This is a genomic window from Cellulomonas sp. EB106-03-03-XG116 (genome assembly GCF_058792015.1).
In genome coordinates this window covers 1-16,853 of sequence record NZ_JBYTEP010000034.1, presented here as the reverse complement: position 1 = coordinate 16,853, position 16,853 = coordinate 1, and the positions used below count along the sequence as shown (strand labels likewise).

The 16,853-nt window shown below is 74.7% G+C and carries 16 protein-coding genes; 9 read left to right on the top strand and 7 right to left on the bottom strand.

Annotated features, from left to right (window positions below; all coding sequences use genetic code 11):
* Nucleotides 1–30 precede the first annotated feature (30 nt).
* Entirely contained in the window at nucleotides 31–855 is an 825-nt protein-coding gene (locus AC3WUG_RS13005; protein ID WP_492328048.1) for an ATP-binding cassette domain-containing protein, read from the bottom strand.
* 190 nt (nucleotides 856–1,045) lie between these two features.
* Here AC3WUG_RS13005 and AC3WUG_RS13000 point away from each other — a divergent pair, with 190 nt between their 5' ends.
* From AC3WUG_RS13000 to AC3WUG_RS12990, 3 genes are all read left to right on the top strand, one after another.
* Entirely contained in the window at nucleotides 1,046–2,800 is a 1,755-nt protein-coding gene (locus AC3WUG_RS13000) for an AlkA N-terminal domain-containing protein (RefSeq protein ID WP_492328047.1), read from the top strand.
* A 66-nt stretch (nucleotides 2,801–2,866) separates the two neighbouring features.
* Nucleotides 2,867–3,352 carry a peptide deformylase gene (def, locus tag AC3WUG_RS12995; protein ID WP_147796301.1) on the top strand — a complete coding sequence of 162 codons (486 nt, stop codon included), beginning with the start codon at nucleotides 2,867–2,869 and terminating at the stop codon, nucleotides 3,350–3,352.
* A gap of 194 nt (nucleotides 3,353–3,546) precedes the next feature.
* Nucleotides 3,547–4,044, top strand: a complete 498-nt coding sequence (locus AC3WUG_RS12990; RefSeq protein WP_147796302.1) for a DUF3145 domain-containing protein — start codon at nucleotides 3,547–3,549, stop codon at nucleotides 4,042–4,044.
* Between the two features lie 238 nt (nucleotides 4,045–4,282).
* On the opposite strand, the gene AC3WUG_RS12985 is transcribed toward AC3WUG_RS12990, so the two are convergent.
* Entirely contained in the window at nucleotides 4,283–5,896 is a 1,614-nt protein-coding gene (locus tag AC3WUG_RS12985) for a CehA/McbA family metallohydrolase (protein WP_492328046.1), read from the bottom strand.
* Between the two features lie 191 nt (nucleotides 5,897–6,087).
* On the opposite strand from AC3WUG_RS12985, the gene AC3WUG_RS12980 reads away from it, so the two are divergent.
* The 4 genes from AC3WUG_RS12980 (at nucleotide 6,088) to AC3WUG_RS12965 (ending at nucleotide 10,418) form a co-directional block, all read left to right on the top strand.
* Nucleotides 6,088–6,573: an FMN-binding protein gene (locus AC3WUG_RS12980; RefSeq protein WP_492328045.1), complete on the top strand. Its 486-nt coding sequence runs from the start codon at nucleotides 6,088–6,090 to the stop codon at nucleotides 6,571–6,573.
* Nucleotides 6,560–7,462: an FAD:protein FMN transferase gene (locus AC3WUG_RS12975; RefSeq protein WP_492328044.1), complete on the top strand. Its 903-nt coding sequence runs from the start codon at nucleotides 6,560–6,562 to the stop codon at nucleotides 7,460–7,462. The genes AC3WUG_RS12980 and AC3WUG_RS12975 overlap by 14 nt, the downstream gene beginning before the upstream one ends.
* Nucleotides 7,459–8,973 carry an FAD-dependent oxidoreductase gene (locus AC3WUG_RS12970; protein WP_492328043.1) on the top strand — a complete coding sequence of 505 codons (1,515 nt, stop codon included), beginning with the start codon at nucleotides 7,459–7,461 and terminating at the stop codon, nucleotides 8,971–8,973. The genes AC3WUG_RS12975 and AC3WUG_RS12970 overlap by 4 nt, the downstream gene beginning before the upstream one ends.
* Before the next feature lie 482 nt (nucleotides 8,974–9,455).
* On the top strand, nucleotides 9,456–10,418 hold the full coding sequence (locus AC3WUG_RS12965) for a pentapeptide repeat-containing protein (protein WP_492328042.1): 963 nt from the start codon (nucleotides 9,456–9,458) through the stop codon (nucleotides 10,416–10,418).
* A gap of 234 nt (nucleotides 10,419–10,652) precedes the next feature.
* Here the strand turns inward: AC3WUG_RS12965 and AC3WUG_RS12960 are convergent, their stop codons facing one another.
* From AC3WUG_RS12960 to AC3WUG_RS12950, 3 genes are read right to left on the bottom strand one after another with little or no spacing between them, the layout of a single operon-like run.
* The gene (locus AC3WUG_RS12960) at nucleotides 10,653–11,108 is read right to left on the bottom strand and encodes a hypothetical protein (RefSeq protein WP_492328041.1); all 456 of its coding nucleotides are present in this window, start codon (nucleotides 11,106–11,108) and stop codon (nucleotides 10,653–10,655) included.
* Nucleotides 11,105–12,307, bottom strand: coding sequence for a hypothetical protein (locus tag AC3WUG_RS12955; RefSeq protein WP_492328040.1), 1,203 nt, complete (start codon nucleotides 12,305–12,307; stop codon nucleotides 11,105–11,107). The genes AC3WUG_RS12960 and AC3WUG_RS12955 overlap by 4 nt, the downstream gene beginning before the upstream one ends.
* 31 nt (nucleotides 12,308–12,338) lie before the next feature.
* On the bottom strand, nucleotides 12,339–12,725 hold the full coding sequence (locus tag AC3WUG_RS12950; protein ID WP_492328039.1) for a RidA family protein: 387 nt from the start codon (nucleotides 12,723–12,725) through the stop codon (nucleotides 12,339–12,341).
* 167 nt (nucleotides 12,726–12,892) lie between these two features.
* Here AC3WUG_RS12950 and AC3WUG_RS12945 point away from each other — a divergent pair, with 167 nt between their 5' ends.
* Both AC3WUG_RS12945 and AC3WUG_RS12940 read left to right on the top strand, forming a co-directional pair.
* The gene (locus AC3WUG_RS12945) at nucleotides 12,893–14,158 is read left to right on the top strand and encodes a M12 family metallopeptidase (protein ID WP_492328038.1); all 1,266 of its coding nucleotides are present in this window, start codon (nucleotides 12,893–12,895) and stop codon (nucleotides 14,156–14,158) included.
* Nucleotides 14,155–15,111: an MvdC/MvdD family ATP grasp protein gene (locus AC3WUG_RS12940; RefSeq protein ID WP_492328037.1), complete on the top strand. Its 957-nt coding sequence runs from the start codon at nucleotides 14,155–14,157 to the stop codon at nucleotides 15,109–15,111. Before AC3WUG_RS12945 ends, AC3WUG_RS12940 begins: the two co-directional genes overlap by 4 nt.
* On the opposite strand, the gene AC3WUG_RS12935 is transcribed toward AC3WUG_RS12940, so the two are convergent.
* Nucleotides 15,108–15,455 (bottom strand): hypothetical protein, encoded by a 348-nt coding sequence (locus tag AC3WUG_RS12935; RefSeq protein ID WP_492328036.1) that lies wholly within the window; start codon nucleotides 15,453–15,455, stop codon nucleotides 15,108–15,110. The genes AC3WUG_RS12940 and AC3WUG_RS12935 overlap by 4 nt on opposite strands.
* Nucleotides 15,456–15,494: 39 nt before the next feature.
* A complete protein-coding gene (locus AC3WUG_RS12930; RefSeq protein WP_158375882.1) occupies nucleotides 15,495–16,733 on the bottom strand; it encodes a beta-ketoacyl-[acyl-carrier-protein] synthase family protein in 1,239 nt (412 codons plus the stop codon).
* Nucleotides 16,734–16,853 lie beyond the last annotated feature (120 nt).

The window sequence follows — 16,853 nt, the reverse complement described above, 5'->3', positions numbered from 1 at the left end:
GAGGTCCTCGTGAGAAAGAAGCGGGAGGGTTCAGGCGGCGGGCACGGCGTGCGGGCCGGTGGCGAGGTTCACGACCTCGGGGGCGGCCCACCAGCGCATCCGGGCGACCTCGTCCAGCGAGGCGACCGACGCGATCACGGTGGTGCCGGCGGCGGCGAGCGCCTCGAGCCGGGTCCAGACCGTCTGCCGGCGGCCGGAGTCGTGCACCTGGTCGACGTCGTCGACCACGAGCAGGTCGGGCTCCTGGGCCAGGGCGAGGGTGACCCGCAGCAGCATCGCGTCGACCTCGTCCAGGTCCCAGATCACGGTCTGCACGCGGGGGAGCGGGCGCTCGCCGAACACCGGCCCGGCCAGGGCGGCGAACCGCTCCTGGGAGACGCGGCCGGTCCAGCGGTACCAGGGCGACAGCCAGGCGAGCCGCTCGCGGACGACGTCGCCGACCGTCACGGAGTCGTCGAGCTCGTCCACCCCGGCGAAGCCCGCCACCGCGGCGCGGCGCTGCACGACGGACCGGCGGCGGGGCAGGTCCTCGCCCAGCACGGTCAGCTCCGAGCCGCGGTCGGGCACCATCCGGCCGGCGAGCGTCAGCAGCAGGCTCGAGCGGCCGGCGCCCTGCGGGCCCTGGACGACGGTGAGCGCACCGGTGGGCAGGTCGAGGTCGACCGGGCCGTACACCGGACCGCGGGTGCCGGTGAGCACGAGGCCGCGGGCGCGGACGGCCGGCGGGGGCGGGGTGGGCGCGACCTCGGGGTCGTGCAGGTCGACGTCCGGCTGCGCGGCGTCGGTGGTCGCCGCGTGCGGGTGCGCGTCGCGCTGCTGCTCGACCTCGCGGGTCGGGGTGGGCTCCGAAGACACTGTCGCCTCTGATCATTTCGCACTGACTGGTCAGTACAAAGATAGGACGACCGGCGCGCGGCGTCACGCCGGGACCGCGTCTCGCGCGTCACACCGCCCTGCACCCGAGGGGCAGCGCGGACCCCGCACGCCGAAAGGCGATGTCCGATCGCCGCTGGACTACGCGCAGGCGCCGCGGTGGACTGGGTGCATGACCAGCCCCGCCCCCGCCGCACCGGCGACCACCGCGGCTCCTGTGTCGGCGCACGCGCGCTGCGCCCCGGGCGACCCCGGGTTCGAGGAGCGGTACCGGGCGATCGACGCGCGGGACACCCGGTTCGACGGGCAGTTCGTCACCGCGGTGTCGTCGACGGGCATCTACTGCCGCCCGTCCTGCCCGGCCCGCACCCCGCGGCGGGAGCACGTGACCTTCTACCGGACGTCCGCCGCCGCGCACGAGGCGGGCTACCGGGCCTGCAAGCGCTGCCTCCCCGAGGCGACGCCCGGCACGCCGGAGTGGGACCTGCGCCGGGACGCGGTGGGCCGGGCGATGCGGCTGATCGGCGACGGCCTGCTCGACCGCGGCGGGGTCGACGCGCTCGCCGCCGAGCTCGGGTACACCCCGCGGCACGTGCACCGGATGCTGGTCGCCGAGCTCGGGGCCGGGCCGCAGGCGCTCGCGCGGGCGCGGCGCGCGCAGACGGCGCGGGCGCTGCTGGTCGGGACGACGCTGCCGGTGACCGACGTGGCCTTCGCTGCGGGGTTCGGCTCCGTCCGGCAGTTCAACGACACGATCCGCGAGGTGTTCGCGGTGCAGCCGACCGAGCTCCGCGCGCGGGCGCGGCGGGCGGAGGGCGCGGCGGTGCCCGCGGGTGCGACGAGGTCGGGGGTCGGGGGTGCGGCGCGGTCGGGGGCCGCAGGCGCCGCGGGGTCGCCGGGGGTGTCTGCGACCGGGGCGCAGGAGCCAGCCGGTCCGTGGGGCGTGCCCGCCGGCGAGCCGGGGGTCGCCCCGCAGGTGCGGCTCGACCTGGCGCTGCCGGTCCGGCAGCCGTACGACGCGCGCGGGGTCCTCGGCTTCCTCGCCGTGCGCGCCGTGGCCGGCGTCGAGGTGGCGGACCTGCCCGAGGACGGCCCGCTGCGGTACGCCCGCACGCTGGCGCTGCCGCACGGGCCCGGCGCGGTCGAGGTCGTGGCGACGCCCGACCGTCGCGGCGGGTGGCGGCTGTCGGCGCGGCTGGAGCTCGCCTCGCTGGCCGACGTCGGGACGGCGGTGGCGCGGGTGCGCCGGCTGCTCGACCTGGACGCGGACCCGACGGCGGTCGACGCGGCCCTGGGGGTGGACCCGGTGCTCGCCCCGCTGGTCGCCGCGACGCCGGGGATCCGGGTGCCGGGCGCCGTCGACCCCGCCGAGCTCGTCGTCCGGGCGATCGTCGGGCAGCAGATCTCGGTCGCCGCCGCGCGGGGCCACCTCGGGCGTCTCACCGCCGTCGCGGGCGCCCCGTACGCGTCGGCGATCCCGGGTCTGGAGCGGCTGTTCCCGACGTCGAAGGAGGTGCTCGCGGCCGTCCCGGCGCCGGTCCCGGGCGCCGACCCCGACCCGGACCGGCCGCTGCGGCTGCCCGCGCGCCAGGTGGCGGCGGTGCGCGCGGCGGCGCAGGCGCTGGTCGACGGGTCGCTGCCCGCGCACGTCGGGGCGGACCCGGTGGCGCTGCGGGAGCGGCTCGTCGGGCTGCCGGGAGTCGGCTCGTGGACCGCGGCGTACGTGGCGATGCGGGTGCTCGGCGACCCGGACGCGTGGCTCGCCGGCGACGTGGCGCTGGTGGCGGGCGCGACGGCGGCGGGTGCGCTCGACCCCGGCCTGCCGAAGCCGGCCGCGCACCGGGCGCTGGCGGCACGGGCTGCGGAGTGGTCGCCCTGGCGCTCGTACGCGGCGATGCACCTCTGGCGGGCCGCCGCGCCCCGCTGACCAGGCCGCCTCCGTGCCGCGCGCCCGGTCCGCGGATGCCGGTCGTGGCATGGAAGAATCGCGGGCATGGCGATGAGAGAGATCCGCGTGGTGGGCGACCCGGTGCTGCGCACCCCGTGCGAGCCGGTGACCACGATCGACGCCCGCGTGAAGGGCCTGGTCGAGGACCTGCTCGAGACGGTCGACCACGAGGGTCGCGCGGGCCTGGCCGCGAACCAGATCGGCGTCGGCCTGCGGGCGTTCTCCTGGAACATCGACGACGAGCTCGGCTACGTGCTGAACCCCACCATCGTCGAGCTGTCCGAGGACTACCAGGACGGAGACGAGGGCTGCCTGTCGGTGCCCGACCTGTGGTTCCCGACCAAGCGCGCCTGGTACGCGCGGGTCGTCGGCACGGACCTCGACGGCAAGGAGGTCGTCGTCGAGGGCGTCGAGCTCATGGCGCGCTGCCTGCAGCACGAGGTCGACCACCTGGACGGCCACCTCTACATCGACCGGCTGGACCGGTCCGTGCGCAAGAAGGCGATGCGCGCCATCCGCGAGACCCTCTGACGGGGCGCCGGGCGTCCGGAACCCGGACGATCCGGGCATCGAGCAGGTGATGAGGGCCGGAGCGCTGGTGCGCACCGGCCCTCATCAGGCATGCTGTCCTCAGCACGCCGCGCGTGCAGGCTGTGGAGTCACGTGTCCGGTAGGGACGAGGTCGTTGGGGAAGGCGAACCTCGAGCCGATCCGGGAGGGATGACATGGCAGGTGCGATCACCCGCGGTGTTCTTTTCGTGCACTCCGCGCCGCGCGCGCTCTGCCCGCACCTCGAGTGGGCGGCGGGCAACGTGCTGGGCATCCGTCTGTCCATGGACTGGACGGAGCAGCCCGCCGCACCGGGGATGTTCCGTGCCGAGCACTCGTGGCAGGGGACCTCCGGCACCGGCGCGCGCCTCGCGTCGGCCCTGCGCGGCTGGACTCACCTGCGCTACGAGGTCACCGAGGACACGAGCCACGGCAGCGACGGCGCCCGGTGGAGCCACACGCCCGAGCTCGGCATCTTCCACGCGCAGACCGACGTGCACGGCAACGTCGTCGTCCCCGAGGACCGCATCCGCGCGGCGCTCGAGCTGGCCGACGCCCGGGCCGTCCGCGAGGAGCTGGCGCTGGCGCTCGGGCAGGCGTGGGACGACGAGCTCGAGCCGTTCCGGTACGCGGGCGCGGGCGCGCCCGTGCGCTGGCTGCACCGCGTGGGCTGACGCGCCCGGGGCGCGCGACCGCGTGGGCTGACGCGCCCGGGGCGCGCGACGGCGTGACCTGCGGCGCCCGGGCCTCGGCGTGCGGTCACACCCGCCGAGCGCGGTACTTCGCGCCGAGCGCGGTGGCTGGAGCGACCGCGCTCGGCGCGAGCGACCGCGCTCGGCGCGGCCGCGGTGAGCCGTCAGCGCTCGGCGCTCGGCGCGGGAGCGTCAGCGGTCAGCGGGCCGCGGTCAGCCGTCAGCGGTAGAAGCGCGCCGCGCGGTCGTACAGGTCCAGGACCTCGTCGCGGCGGGCCGCGGTGGGGAACCGGGCCGGCTCCGCGTGGGCGGCGGCCGTGAGGTCGGCGACCCAGCGGCCGAAGAACGCCCGGTGCTCCGCGGCGTCCGGGCCCGGGCCGTCGACGTAGACGGGGCTCGTGTGGGCGAGCCGGATCGTGCGGGGGTCGGGCTGCCGGGCGCGCGCCGCGACCCACCCGGCGCCGCGCAGGTCGAGCACGGCGTCGAGCACCGGCCCGTCGGACGCGGCGACGACCCGCCCGTCGACGACGAGCTCCACCCGCACGTGCCCGGGCGCTGCCCCGCCGGTCGAGCCGGGCGCCGACGACCCCGCCGGTCCGCCCGGCCTCCCGCCCGGCGCCGTGCGCGCCACCGCCCGCACCCGGTGCCGCCCCGCCGGCACCGTCGCCCCCGGCCCGGCGTCCCCGACGGTCAACGCGAGCAGCGGGCCGTTGGTCACCATCGACCGCCCGGCCCGCAGCCCGGCGTAGTAGCCGTCGACGGTGAGCGGCCCCGGCGCCTGGACGTAGACCCGGTCGTAGCCGGGCGGCGCGGGCAGCACCCCCGACGCCGAGCCCGCCGACGCCGGCAGCCGCAGCCCCAGACCGAGGTACCGGTACCAGAGCCCGAGCTGGTACCGGGCCGCGCCCTCCGGCCCGGGGTGCGCGGCTCGGTCGCGCGGCCGGCCCCAGGCCTCGTTGGCGAGCATCCCGCCGGGCACGAAGTGGTTGTTCAGCACGCCGACGGCGTCGGGGGCGCCGGTCGCCACCAGCACCGGGGCGTCCCACCAGGTCAGCTTCTCCGCGTCGACGAACGCGCCGGCGGCCCGCGCGGCGTCGACCAGGGTGCGCGCGGGCGGCGACCACCAGTCGTCGGCGCCGGTGCCCGGCAGGTCGGGCACGTCGACGCCGTGCAGCAGCACCGCCCCGCCGCCGCGCTCGTCCTCGGTCACCGGCGCGACCGCGTGCCGGTCGCCGTCGACGGTCAGCGCGGCCCGCGGCGCACCCTCGCCCGCAGCGCCCGCAGCGCCCGCAGCGCCCGCAGCGTCCGCATCGCCCGCCCCGCCCGCCGACCCCGCCCCGCCCGCCGTCCCCGCCCCGCGCGCCGCCGTGGGCGCCTGCTCGTTCCACCGCGTGACGAACGCGCCCAGGTGCAGGTCCTCCGCCCGCAGCAGCGCCGCGGCGTCGGCGAGCGGCCGGTGCACGTGCAGGTCGCCCGACCACCACCCCTCCGCGGCGAGGTCGGCCCACCGCCCGGGCACGCACGCGACGCGCGCCCCGCCCGTCCCGACGTCGACGACCCGCTCGACGCGCCGGTGCTCCGGCCCGCGCTCCACGACCACGACGCAGGCCCCGCGGGGCACGGGCAGCTCGGCGGCGCCGTCGGCGAGGAAGTGCGCGGTGTACCCGGGCTCGATCGCGGAGCCGTCCGCCGGGTCGAGGTCCATCCCCAGCACGCCGGGGCGGTCGCTCGCGGTCCGGTCGCGCACCGCGTCCCCGGGCGCGTGCCACGCCCCGTCCGGCCCGCGCACGGTGACCCGCGCGGGCCCGCCGGTCTCGATGGTCAGCGTCGGCACGCGTCGACCGTAGCGAGCGCCCCGGGGCGTCCCGCAAGGTCGCCGTGACCAGAAGTTCACCGGATGATGAGCGGGTGCAGCGCTCGTTCCCAGGCCGTTCCCAGGATGCGTGCCTAGCGTCGTGTGTCACACCCAATGTGATCGTATTCAACCAAGGGGTCCCGCGGTGCGGGACCAGGGGAGGACGACCCATGGCGCACACCACCCGACGCCGCACGCTCGGCCTGATGTCCGGCCTGTCCGTCCTCGTGGCGCTGGCCGCCTGCAGCAACGCGGACGCGGCGACCCAGGACGGCGCGCAGTCGTCCGGCGGCACCCAGTCCGACGCCGGCAGCACGACCGGCGCCGGCACCGACGGCACCGCCGGCTCGTCGTCCGGCGACCTCGCCGACGGCACCTACACGGCCGAGGGCTCGTACTCCACGCCGGGCGGCGAGGAGTCGATCTCGGTCGAGCTGAGCGTCGCCGACGGCGTCGTGACCGACGTGACCGTCACCCCGGAGGCGAGCGGCGGCAACGCGGCCCGGTTCCAGGACGAGTTCGCCTCGGGCATCTCCGACGAGGTCGTGGGCCAGGAGCTCGCCGGGCTGTCGGTCGACAAGGTGTCCGGCTCGTCGCTGACCGGCGACGGGTTCAACGCGGCGCTCGACCAGATCCGGGCCGATGCCGCGGCCTGAGGCCACCGCGGCCTTCGACGCCATCGGCACGCGCTGGACGATCGACAGCGCGGAGCCGCTGCCGGACCCCGTGCTGCGGGCGGTGCGGGAGCGGATCGACCGGTTCGACCGGGACTGGTCGCGGTTCCGCGACGACTCCTGGGTCTCGGAGGTCGCCCGCGGCGGTGCCGGTGCCTACCGGCTGCCGGACGACGCCGGGCCGCTGCTGGACGCCTACGACGCGGCGGCGCGGGCCACGGACGGCGCGGTCAGCCCCCTGGTCGGGCGCGCGCTGGAGGGGCTCGGCTACGACGCGGCGTACACGCTGCGCCCGCGCCGGGACGCCGAGGGCGCCCTGCTCACGGCCCCGGCCCCCGACTGGCGCGCCGCGGCCCGGCGGGACGGGGCGACCCTCGTGCTCGACGAGCCGGCGCTCATCGACGTCGGCGCGGGCGGCAAGGGCTACCTGGTCGACCTGGTGTCGGGCGTGCTCGCGGCCCACGGGGTCGGGGAGCACGTCGTGGACGCGGGCGGGGACCTGCGGGTCGCCGGCCTGGGCGCCGGCGCCGGCCCGCTGACCGTCGCGCTCGAGGACCCGCGGGACACCAGCCGCGCCGTCGGCGTGCTCCGGCTGTCCGAGGGCGCCCTGTGCGGGTCGGCGACCAACCGGCGCGCCTGGGGCGAGGGGCTGCACCACGTCGTGGACGCCCGGACCGGCGCGCCGACGTCGGACGTGCTGGCCACCTGGGCGGTCGGCGGCTCGGCCCTGACGGCGGACGTCGCCGCGACCGCCCTGTTCTTCGCCGACCCGGACCTCGTCGCGTCCCGGTTCGGCGTCCGGTACGTGGTGCTGCGCGCCGACGGGAGCCTGCGCTGGTCCCTCGGCCTGGACGGGGAGGTGTTCGCGTGAGCGCGTTCGCGTGGCTGGACGAGCGGCTGGGCCGCGTCACGATGTACCGGCTGCTGACCCTGGGGCTGTCCGCCCTGGCGGTCGTCGCGCTGGTGCTGGCGGCGACCGACGCGATCTTCCTCGACCCCGGGGCGATGGTGGTGAGCGCGGCGGTCGCCGTGGCCGCGTCGGTGGCGAGCGCCTGGGGCGCCGCGCTGGCGTTCCGCACCCGCCCGCACACCGAGTCCGCGATTATCACCGGCCTGATCCTGTTCTTCCTGTTCTGGCCGACCCTCGACGCCCGGTACCTCGGCACGCTGGCCCTGGCCGCGCTGCTGGCGAACGCGTCGAAGTACGTCCTCGCCTGGCGCGGCAGGCACCTGCTCAACCCCGCGGCCGCCGGGGCGCTGCTGGTCGGGCTGACCGGCTGGGACGCGACGACGTGGTGGGTGGCCGACCGCTGGCTGCTCGTGCCGGTCGCGCTGCTGACCGTGCTGATCGTGGTCCGGACCCGGCGGTACGCGCTGGTCGGCGCGTTCGTGGTCGTGGCGGTGCTGGCGGTCGCGGTGCGGCTGGTCGGCGAGGGCTCGACGCCCTGGTCCGCGGTGTCGACCGCCCTGGTGTCGTACCCGATCCTGTTCCTCGGCGGCGTCATGCTGACCGAGCCGCTGACCCTGCCGCCGCGCCGCTGGCAGCAGCTGGTCGAGGCGGTCGTCGTCGGCACGCTGATGGCCGTGTCGTACCACGTCGGGCCGCTGTACAGCACGCCCGAGGCGGCGCTGGTGGTGGGCAACCTGATCGGGTTCGCCTGGGGCCAGCGCGGGGCGGTGCGGCTCACGCTGACCCGGTCGACCCGGCTCACGCCGCGCACCGTCGAGCTCGCGTTCCGCGCCGACCGCCCCGTGCGGTTCCGGCCCGGCCAGTACGTCGAGCTGACCGTCCCGCACGCCCGCCCCGACAGCCGCGGGACCCGGCGCGTGTTCAGCGTGTCCTCGGCGCCGTCGGCGGACGAGCTCACCGTGGCGCTGACCGTCCCCGAGAAGGCGAGCACGTTCAAGCGGGCGCTCGGCGCCCTGCCGGTCGGGTCCCGGGTCCGGGCGACCGGCCTGGGCGGCGACTTCGTCCTGCCCGACGACGCGGAGCGACCGCTGCTGCTCGTGGCGGGCGGCATCGGGATCACGCCGTTCGCGTCCCAGCTCGCGGCGCTGGCGGCCGCGGGGGAGCGGCGCGACGTGGTGCTCGTGCACGCGGTGACCGACCACGCCGACCTCGCCTACGCCGACGCGGCGCGGGCCGCCGGGGCGCGGGTGCTGGTGCTGTCCCCGACGCCGGACCTGGACAGCCTGCCGCCCGGGGCGGTGCACCTCGGCGCCCACCGGCTCAGCCCGGAGGTGCTGGCGGAGTCCGTGCCGGACCTGGCGCAGCGCGACGCGTACGTGTCGGGGCCGCCGGCGATGGTCGACGGCACGCGGGCGCTGCTGCGCCGCGCGGGTGCGCGGCGGGTGCGGACGGACGCGTTCAGCGGGTACTGACGCCTGCGGTCCGCGGCCGAGTCATAGCGCTAGGGGCTTCGAGCGTCCATCGATGCAAAATCGTGTCGTCCCAGCCGGGCGCTCGTGAGAGCGCTTCGTCCTACGTTGGAGGGTCAACGTAGACCCAGCCGGAGGCTCCATCGAGTCCGAGCGACGGATCACGCAACTGCATAGGAGTGGATGCCACGGCCGGGGGGATCGGCTTCCGCCGAGTCCCCCGGGACGTGATGTTCGCTAATCGACTCATCGTGCGGTCGCTCAAGCCGCGAACGCGCCCCGGGGCAACGGACGCGTGCGTTGCGCCCACTCACGCGGTCCGAGAGTCGCAGCGGCTCGCCTGAGCTTTCTCGGAGCAACCACAGTTTCGAGCGGAACCAGGCACGATGGTCCGCGTGAGTCGCAGACGACGAGGAGGACGGGTGTGGGTGCGCCGCCGTGTGGACGTCGACCGCAGACCGCCGATAGGGATCGTGGGAACGGCGGTGGCGCTGTGGGTCTTCCTACTCCTCGGGCCAGTCGTGTGGGCGCTCGCCTGGTTCGAGTCGCAGCTCTCGTTCCTCGGCGAGTCGGCGAGTACCACGGACCTGCGTTCCTCGGTCGTCGCACCCGTCGCGGCGCTCGCCGCAGTGGGTGCACTGTTCTTCACGGCTCGCAGTTTCGGTCTCAACCGACGCGGACAGCTCGCGGACCGGTTCTCGAAGGCGTGCGAACTGCTGTCGTCGGCGAGCCTGGAGGAGCGACTCGGAGGGCTCTACTCGATCGAGCAGATCTTGCGTGACTCCCCAGCGGACCACGCCAGGTGCGTCACGCTCCTCGCGGGCTACGTCCGCTCGCGTCAGGTCGACCCTGCTTGGTCGGCCGCGGCCGCGTGGAAGGACCGCCCTGCAACGCCTCGGTCGTACGACGAACTCCCGCTCGACATCGAGGCCGCGATGAAGGTGTTGGTGGCTCGGCCCGAGCGGCCGGAGCCAGGCCGCGCCGACCTGCGCGGCGTCGACCTCCGGTCGCTGCTCATCCGCAGTTACGACTTCGCAGATGCGCCGTCGCTCCGGTCGATGTTCCTCACCCGGGCCGACCTGCACAGCGCGGACCTGCGCGGTGCAACGCTCGCGGGCTCCATCGCGAACGGGGCCAGGCTGTCTGGCGCGTGGCTGGCGAACTGCGACCTTCGCGGAACCAGCCTGTCGGATGCCGACCTCCGTGGAGCCCTGCTCGCTGGCGCCGATCTCACGGGCGCCCATCTTGGGGGCGCCGACCTCTCAGGGGTCCAGGGGCTCACCGCGGCGCAGCTCTCAGGTGCCCGCATCGACGACAGCACGGTCCTTCCGACCGAGTTGCGAAGCGACCCGTGGGTGCATGCACGTCTGGCCGAGTGCCGGCGCGTGCCCGATCCCGAGCCGTCGCACTGGTGTCCTTCTCCGACGCCTAGACCCAGGGGTGATTGATCCGGCACCCAGCGGACGCAGAGCCGCGGCACACCTGTTCCTGCTTCTGCTCGTGGCGGCAACGGAGAAGGAGGTGCCGTGCGTCACGTATGGGACATCGTCAGGCGGGTGGCAGGTCTGACGGTCGTCGCCACGCAGAGGTCGCGGCCCGGTGAGTCCAGGGCGGGGCATGGCTCCGATGCCGATTCACCGTTCCCAGAAACGGCCCGATGTTGCGCATCGACGTAGACGCGGCTAGGCGTGGCGCGGCCGAGCGTGCTCACAATCGATCCTGCTGACCAGCTCAGCTCTGGAGAGAATGGGGACGTCAAACAGCGCGGCGGACGTGCGGACCGCCTTGTCGTCCGACACCACGTGCCACACAGTCGGCCAGAGTTTGGCCTCCGCGTGGTCCGCGGCGAGCGCCGAAGCGATCAGGATCGGATCGGCGCTGCCACGATTGTGGTAGAGGTCGACCAGAGTGTGGTCCTCAGGTGCGACCGATGCCATCACCTCGCGCAACCGCTCGAGCATCGCTGTATTGACGGTCATCTCGAGGCGCTCGATGTCCTCGATGTCAGGCAGACCGCGTGCCTCGTAAAGGACCTCGGTGGGGATGCGGCAGAACTCCGCGACGAACTCGCTCCCGCGCTGTTCCGGCGTGAGCCTGCTGAGCACATTGGCATCGAGCAGGTACATGTTCTCGATCACAGCGCCGCCCGCAGCAAGGGGATCTGAGTGGGACCCAACTTGTTTAGGCATACCACCCGGCAGAACTCGCGCGGCGTGATCGCACCCCGATCGAGCTGACGCAGCATCCGACGCGCGTACTCCGCACCCGCGTACTTGCGGACCGCGTTCTGAGGCAGCGACGTCCGGGCCTGCGGCTTCTTGCGCCCGGCGTACTCGACCACGAGTGCTTCGAGGTGGTCCCGCGCTCGGTCAGCATCGATCAGTCCGACGCCGCGGGCACGCATGACAAAGGCGCTCGGCGTGACCTTAAGCGTCTCGGCCGCCCCCTTCACGTCGTCCAGAGTGGACGCGTCTAGACGCATGACGTCCGTCGCCGGCATCAGGATTTCTTCGGCGAGCTCGTACTCGCGCCCGGCGATGACGTGGTCCGTGTGGTCGTCGTAACTGACGGGAGCGAATCTTCCGACGGCGATGAACACGGTGAGCAGAGTCAGGGTGAAGATCTTCCGCCCAGCAGGCTCGGCGCTTCCGCCGCGCTCACCACTGGTCAGGAAGACAAACGGAACCTTCTTGTCCTTCACGCACAGGCCAGAGAAGGAGGCGCCCCGGGGTAGCGACTGGGGCATGAACCCGTTTTGACTGCGGGAGACGAAGACCTGGCTCGTCTCAAGGGTGTCGATAAGAAGCTCGAGCGCCTTCTCCTTTGTCCGCGTCGACCGGAGCTCCGCGAGGTCCAGTCCGACGATGCTGCGGAACTTCTGGGCGTCCTTCGGGATGCTGCCGGTCGAGCGCCGCAACGATCCGACCACGGGGTTCTGGGTGAGAGTTGGGTCGTACTCCTTGATCACGCCCTGTTTGCGCAAGATGTCCTTGATGATCAGTTCGACGTCGGCGAGCCGGACGGAGTTCCGAGAACTGAGGGAGAACGAGTCTTTGCTGACGCCAGAGAGCAGGCGCCGGGTGTTGTCCTCGACCTGAGCCTTGACCACTTCAGACGGCGCGAAGAACAACGCGTATGGGATGTGCGCCGCGCGCGCGAGCTTCACGAACTCAGGGAACCGGATCGTCGAGGACTCCAGGGCGTGCTCGTACGGGGCACGGGAATGGACGACGGACGCATCGAAGAGCGTCGTGAAGACTGAGCGGTCCAGCGCGACGGTCTCACGGTCGAGCCGAAGCGCAATCACGCTCGGGTCGATGTCAGTGCTCCGGCGCATGACAGCACGATTGTCAGTCGTGATGGCGCGGTCAACGGGCGTCACCCGGACGGCCGAGATGCGGTTCGGGCCGGTGCGCCACCGCGTCGAGCTGGACCCGCAGCCCCTCGTGCGCGAACGCCGTCTGGATCGACTTGCGCGCCGGGTAGCCCGCCACGAACCGCTCGCGGAACACCGCCTCCATCTCCGGGATCTCCCAGATGTCCGCGAACAGCGCGTCGACCTGCACCACGTCGGCGAGCGACAGGCCGAGCGCGGCCAGCCGCGCCTCCAGGGTGTCGAGGGCGCCGTGCACCTGCTCGGCGGTCGTGCCCGTCGTGTTCCCGACGCAGTAGGAGACGAACACGAGGCCGCCGGCCTCGACCGTCCCCGCGTGCGCCCAGCCCTCGTGGATCTCGTGCCGGGTGATCGCGTCCATGCCGGCGACGCTACGCACGGGTCCGGGCGGCGGCGCGGGCCGAAGGGCCCGGGCCGCCCGCTCATCCGCGCGGGGTGAGGCGCGTGCGTGCGCACCGCGCGGAGCGTGGGACGCGGCGCCGGCGTCGGCGCCTCCCGCCCGCCCGCCGACCCCAGGGGAGGTCCGACATGTCGCCGAGCCAGGAAGGACCAGGGGGCGAGTTCCGCTCCTCCGAGGACGTGCGCACCGCGTTCATCTCCGGCAACAGCTTCCGCGCGCAGGCCGTCCGCTACGTCGACATCGACGGGGACGCGATCTTCGAGGGCGACATCGTGCTCGGCCCGGTCGACCAGGTGGAGCGCGAGTCCGAGCAGCTCAAGGCGGAGCTGCGCGGCGAGCTCGAGTCCGGCGTGATCATCACCGGCGACCAGTTCCGGTGGCCCGGCTGCCTGGTCCCGTACGACATCGACCCGGCGCTCACCGACCAGGCGCGGGTCACCGAGGCGATCGCGCACTGGCAGCAGAACACGGGCTTCCGGTTCGTGGAGCGCACCGCGGCGAACGCGGCCTCCCACCCGAACTGGGTCACGTTCCGGCCCGGCAGCGGGTGCTCGTCGTCGGTCGGGATGCGCGGCGGCCAGCAGTTCATCAACCTCGCGGGCGGGTGCGACCGGGGGCGGACGATCCACGAGATCGGGCACGCCGTCGGGCTGTGGCACGAGCAGTCGCGCGCCGACCGGGACGCCTTCGTGACGATCAACTGGGCCAACATCCAGGCGGGCTTCGAGCACAACTTCAACCAGCACGTCACCGACGGCGACGACGTCGGCGCCTACGACTACGGCTCGATCATGCACTACCCCCGGGACGCGTTCGGCGTCGGGGGCGCGGAGACGATCACCCCCGTCGACCCGGCCGCGCAGATCGGCCAGCGGGTGGCGCTGAGCGCGGGTGACATCGCCGCGGCGAACGTGCTCTGCCCCGGGAAGTCGCCGGCCGAGACCCTCAAGGAGCTCGGCCCGGAGACGCTGAAGGAGCGGCTGCCGGAGACGGTCAAGGAGCTGCAGCCGGAGACCGTGAAGGAGCTCGCCCCGGAGACGCTGAAGGAGCGGCTGCCCGAGACGCTCAAGGAGCTGCAGCCCGAGACCGTCAAGGAGCGCGTCCCCGAGACGGTCAAGGAGCGGATCGAGACGGTCCGGGAGAACCTCGGCGGCTTCACGCTGCAGGAGGGCACGCTGACGGGGCCGGGCGGGCGCCTGGTCGACCCGGCGGTCCGGCGGGCGGGTGGCGTCCCGTTCGCCCTGGGGACGCCGCACGCGGGCGCGGTCGCCGATCCCGGCGCCCCGGACGTCCTGTCCCGGCTGGCCGCGCTCGAGGCGGCCGTCGACGCGCTCGCGGCCGAGCAGGCGGCGCTCGTCGACCAGGTCGTGCAGCTCGTCGACCCCGGGCAGTGAGCGGGGTGATCGTCGTCGTCTCGCACCCGGCGGACGCGCACGCGGCGGCGGTCGTCGGCCGGCTCGCGTCCTGGGGGCGCGAGACCTACCTCCTGGACTACGCCCGGTTCGGCCGCGACCTGACGCTCACCCTCGGCCCCGCGGGCGCCGGCGCGGGCGGCCCGGCGGTGCGGGTGGCGGACGCCGACGGCGTCACCGACCTCACCGACGCGACCGCGGTGTGGTGGCGGCGCCCGCAGCTGGTCGACGTCGGCGGGATTCCCGACGACGACGCCCGGGGCTTCGCGTACGGCGAGTGGCACGAGGCGCTCGGCGGCCTGCACGAGCTGCTGGCGTGCCCGTGGATGAACTTGCCGCCGCTCGACGCCGCGGCGTCGCACAAGTCGACGCAGCTCGCGGTCGCCCGCGGGCTCGGGCTGCGGGTGCCGGAGACGCTCATGACGTCCGACCCGGCGGAGGCCCGGGCGTTCGTCGAGCGGGTGGGCGTCGGGTCCACGGTCTACAAGATCTTCGCGGCGACCGAGCGGGTGTGGCGCGAGACCCGGCGGCTGCGCCCGGACGACCTCGCCCTGCTGGACTCGCTGCGGCTGGCGCCGGTGATCTTCCAGGAGTTCGTCCCGGCGCGCGCCGACATCCGGGTGACCGTGGTCGGCGACCGGCTGTTCCCGCTCGCGATCGACAGCACCGGCACGGGGTACGACGCCGACTTCCGGCTGAACATGGCTCGCGCCCGCACGGCAGCCGCCGTCCTGCCCGACGACGTCGCCGACCGGCTCCGGGCGCTGATGAAGCGGTTCGGGCTGGTGTACGGCGCGGTCGACCTCCGGCTCACGCCCGAGGGTGAGTACGTGTTCCTCGAGGTGAACCCCGCGGGGGAGTTCCTGTTCGCCGAGCACGGCTCGGGGCTGCCCCTCACGGACGCCGTCGCCGGGTGGCTGGCCGCGCCGGGCTAGATCGCGACGACCGGGAGGTCGACCTCGGGGGTCGCCGGGTCGCGCGGCACCGGCACCGACTGCGTCGAGACCAGGTCGGCGTGCGAGGTGCGCTCCGCGCCGCTCACCGCGACGCGGGCCCACACGACGAGGTCGGCGGTGCTCGCCAGGAGGTCGTCGGGGGCGTCCACCGCGACCGTCGCGATCGTCCGGGTGCCGTCGTCGACCGCCTCGGCGTCCGCGCCCGCGACCAGCACGCTCGCCGCGTCCTGCTCGGTGACGTCCCGCACCTCGACCCGCACGGGCGTTCCCGGCGCCGGGCGGGGCCCTGCGCCGGCCGCGACGACGCGCACCGTCAGCTGCACGCCCGCGACGCTACACCCGGGCGCCGCGGGCCCGCCGGGTCAGGCGTTGGTGACCACCAGGGCCACGTTGTGCCCGCCGAAGCCGAACGAGTTGTTCACCACGGCGAGGTCGCCCTCGGGCAGCGCGCGCGGGGTGTCGCGGACCAGGTCGAGCACGAGCTCCGGGTCCGGCTTCTCGACGTTGATCGTCGGCGGGGCCTGGCGGTCGTGCACCGCGAGCACCGAGAACACGGTCTCGAGCGCGCCGGCGCCGCCGAGCAGGTGGCCGGTCATCGACTTGGTGGCGGACAGCGCGACCTGGTCGGCGTCGGAGCCGAGGGTCTCGCGGACGCCGCGGGCCTCGATGAGGTCGCCGACGACGGTCGAGGTGGCGTGCGCGTTGACGTGCTTGACGTCGGCGGTGCCGATGCCGGCGTCCGTCATGGCCATCCGCATCGCGGCGATCTGGCCGCGGCCCGTCGGCTCCGGGGAGGTGATGTGGTAGCCGTCCGACGACAGGCCGACGCCGGCGACGGCCGCGTAGACCTTCGCGCCGCGGGCCCGGGCGTGCTCCTCGGACTCCAGGACGACGATGCCGGAGCCCTCGCCGATCACGAAGCCGTCGCGGTCGACGTCGTAGGGGCGCGAGGCGCGCGCCGGGTCGTCGGTGCGGGTGGACAGCGTGCGGGACGCGGCGAACGCGGCCATCGGCATCGGGTGGATGGTGGCCTCGGTGCCGCCGGCGATCACGACGTCGGCGCGGCCGGTGCGGATCATCTCGACGCCGTAGCCGATCGCCTCGGCGCCGGACGCGCAGGCCGACACCAGGGCGTGCGCCCCGGCGCGGGCGCCGAACTCCAGCTCGACGTACGCGGACGGCGAGTTCGGCATGAGCATGGGGACGGTCATCGGCAGGACGCGGCGGGCGCCCTTCTCGCGCAGGGTGTCCCACGCGTCGAGGGTGGTCCAGATGCCGCCGATGCCGGAGGACACGACGACGCCGAGCCGCTCGGGGTCGACCTCGGGGGCGCCGGCGTCGGACCACGCCTCGCGGGACGCGATGATCGCGTACTGCGCCGAGGGGTCCATCTTCTTCATCTCGGGCCGGGGGAGGACCTCCTCCGGCCGGACCGCGAGCGTGGCGGCGAAGTCGACCGGCAGGCCGTACGTCTCGGCCCAGTCGTTGTCCAGGGTGCGCGCGCCCGACGTGCCGGCCAGGGCGGCCTGCCAGGTGGTGGGGACGTCCCCGCCGAGCGGGGTCGTGGCGCCGAGGCCGGTGACGACGACTCGCGTGCTCATGAGGTGCTCCTGGGGTGTCGGGTGCGGCTGGTGGTGCGGGGGTGGGGGGGGGGGGGGGGGGGGGGGGGGAGGGGGGGGGGGGGGGGGGGGGGGGGGGGGGGGGGGGGGGGGGGGGGGGGG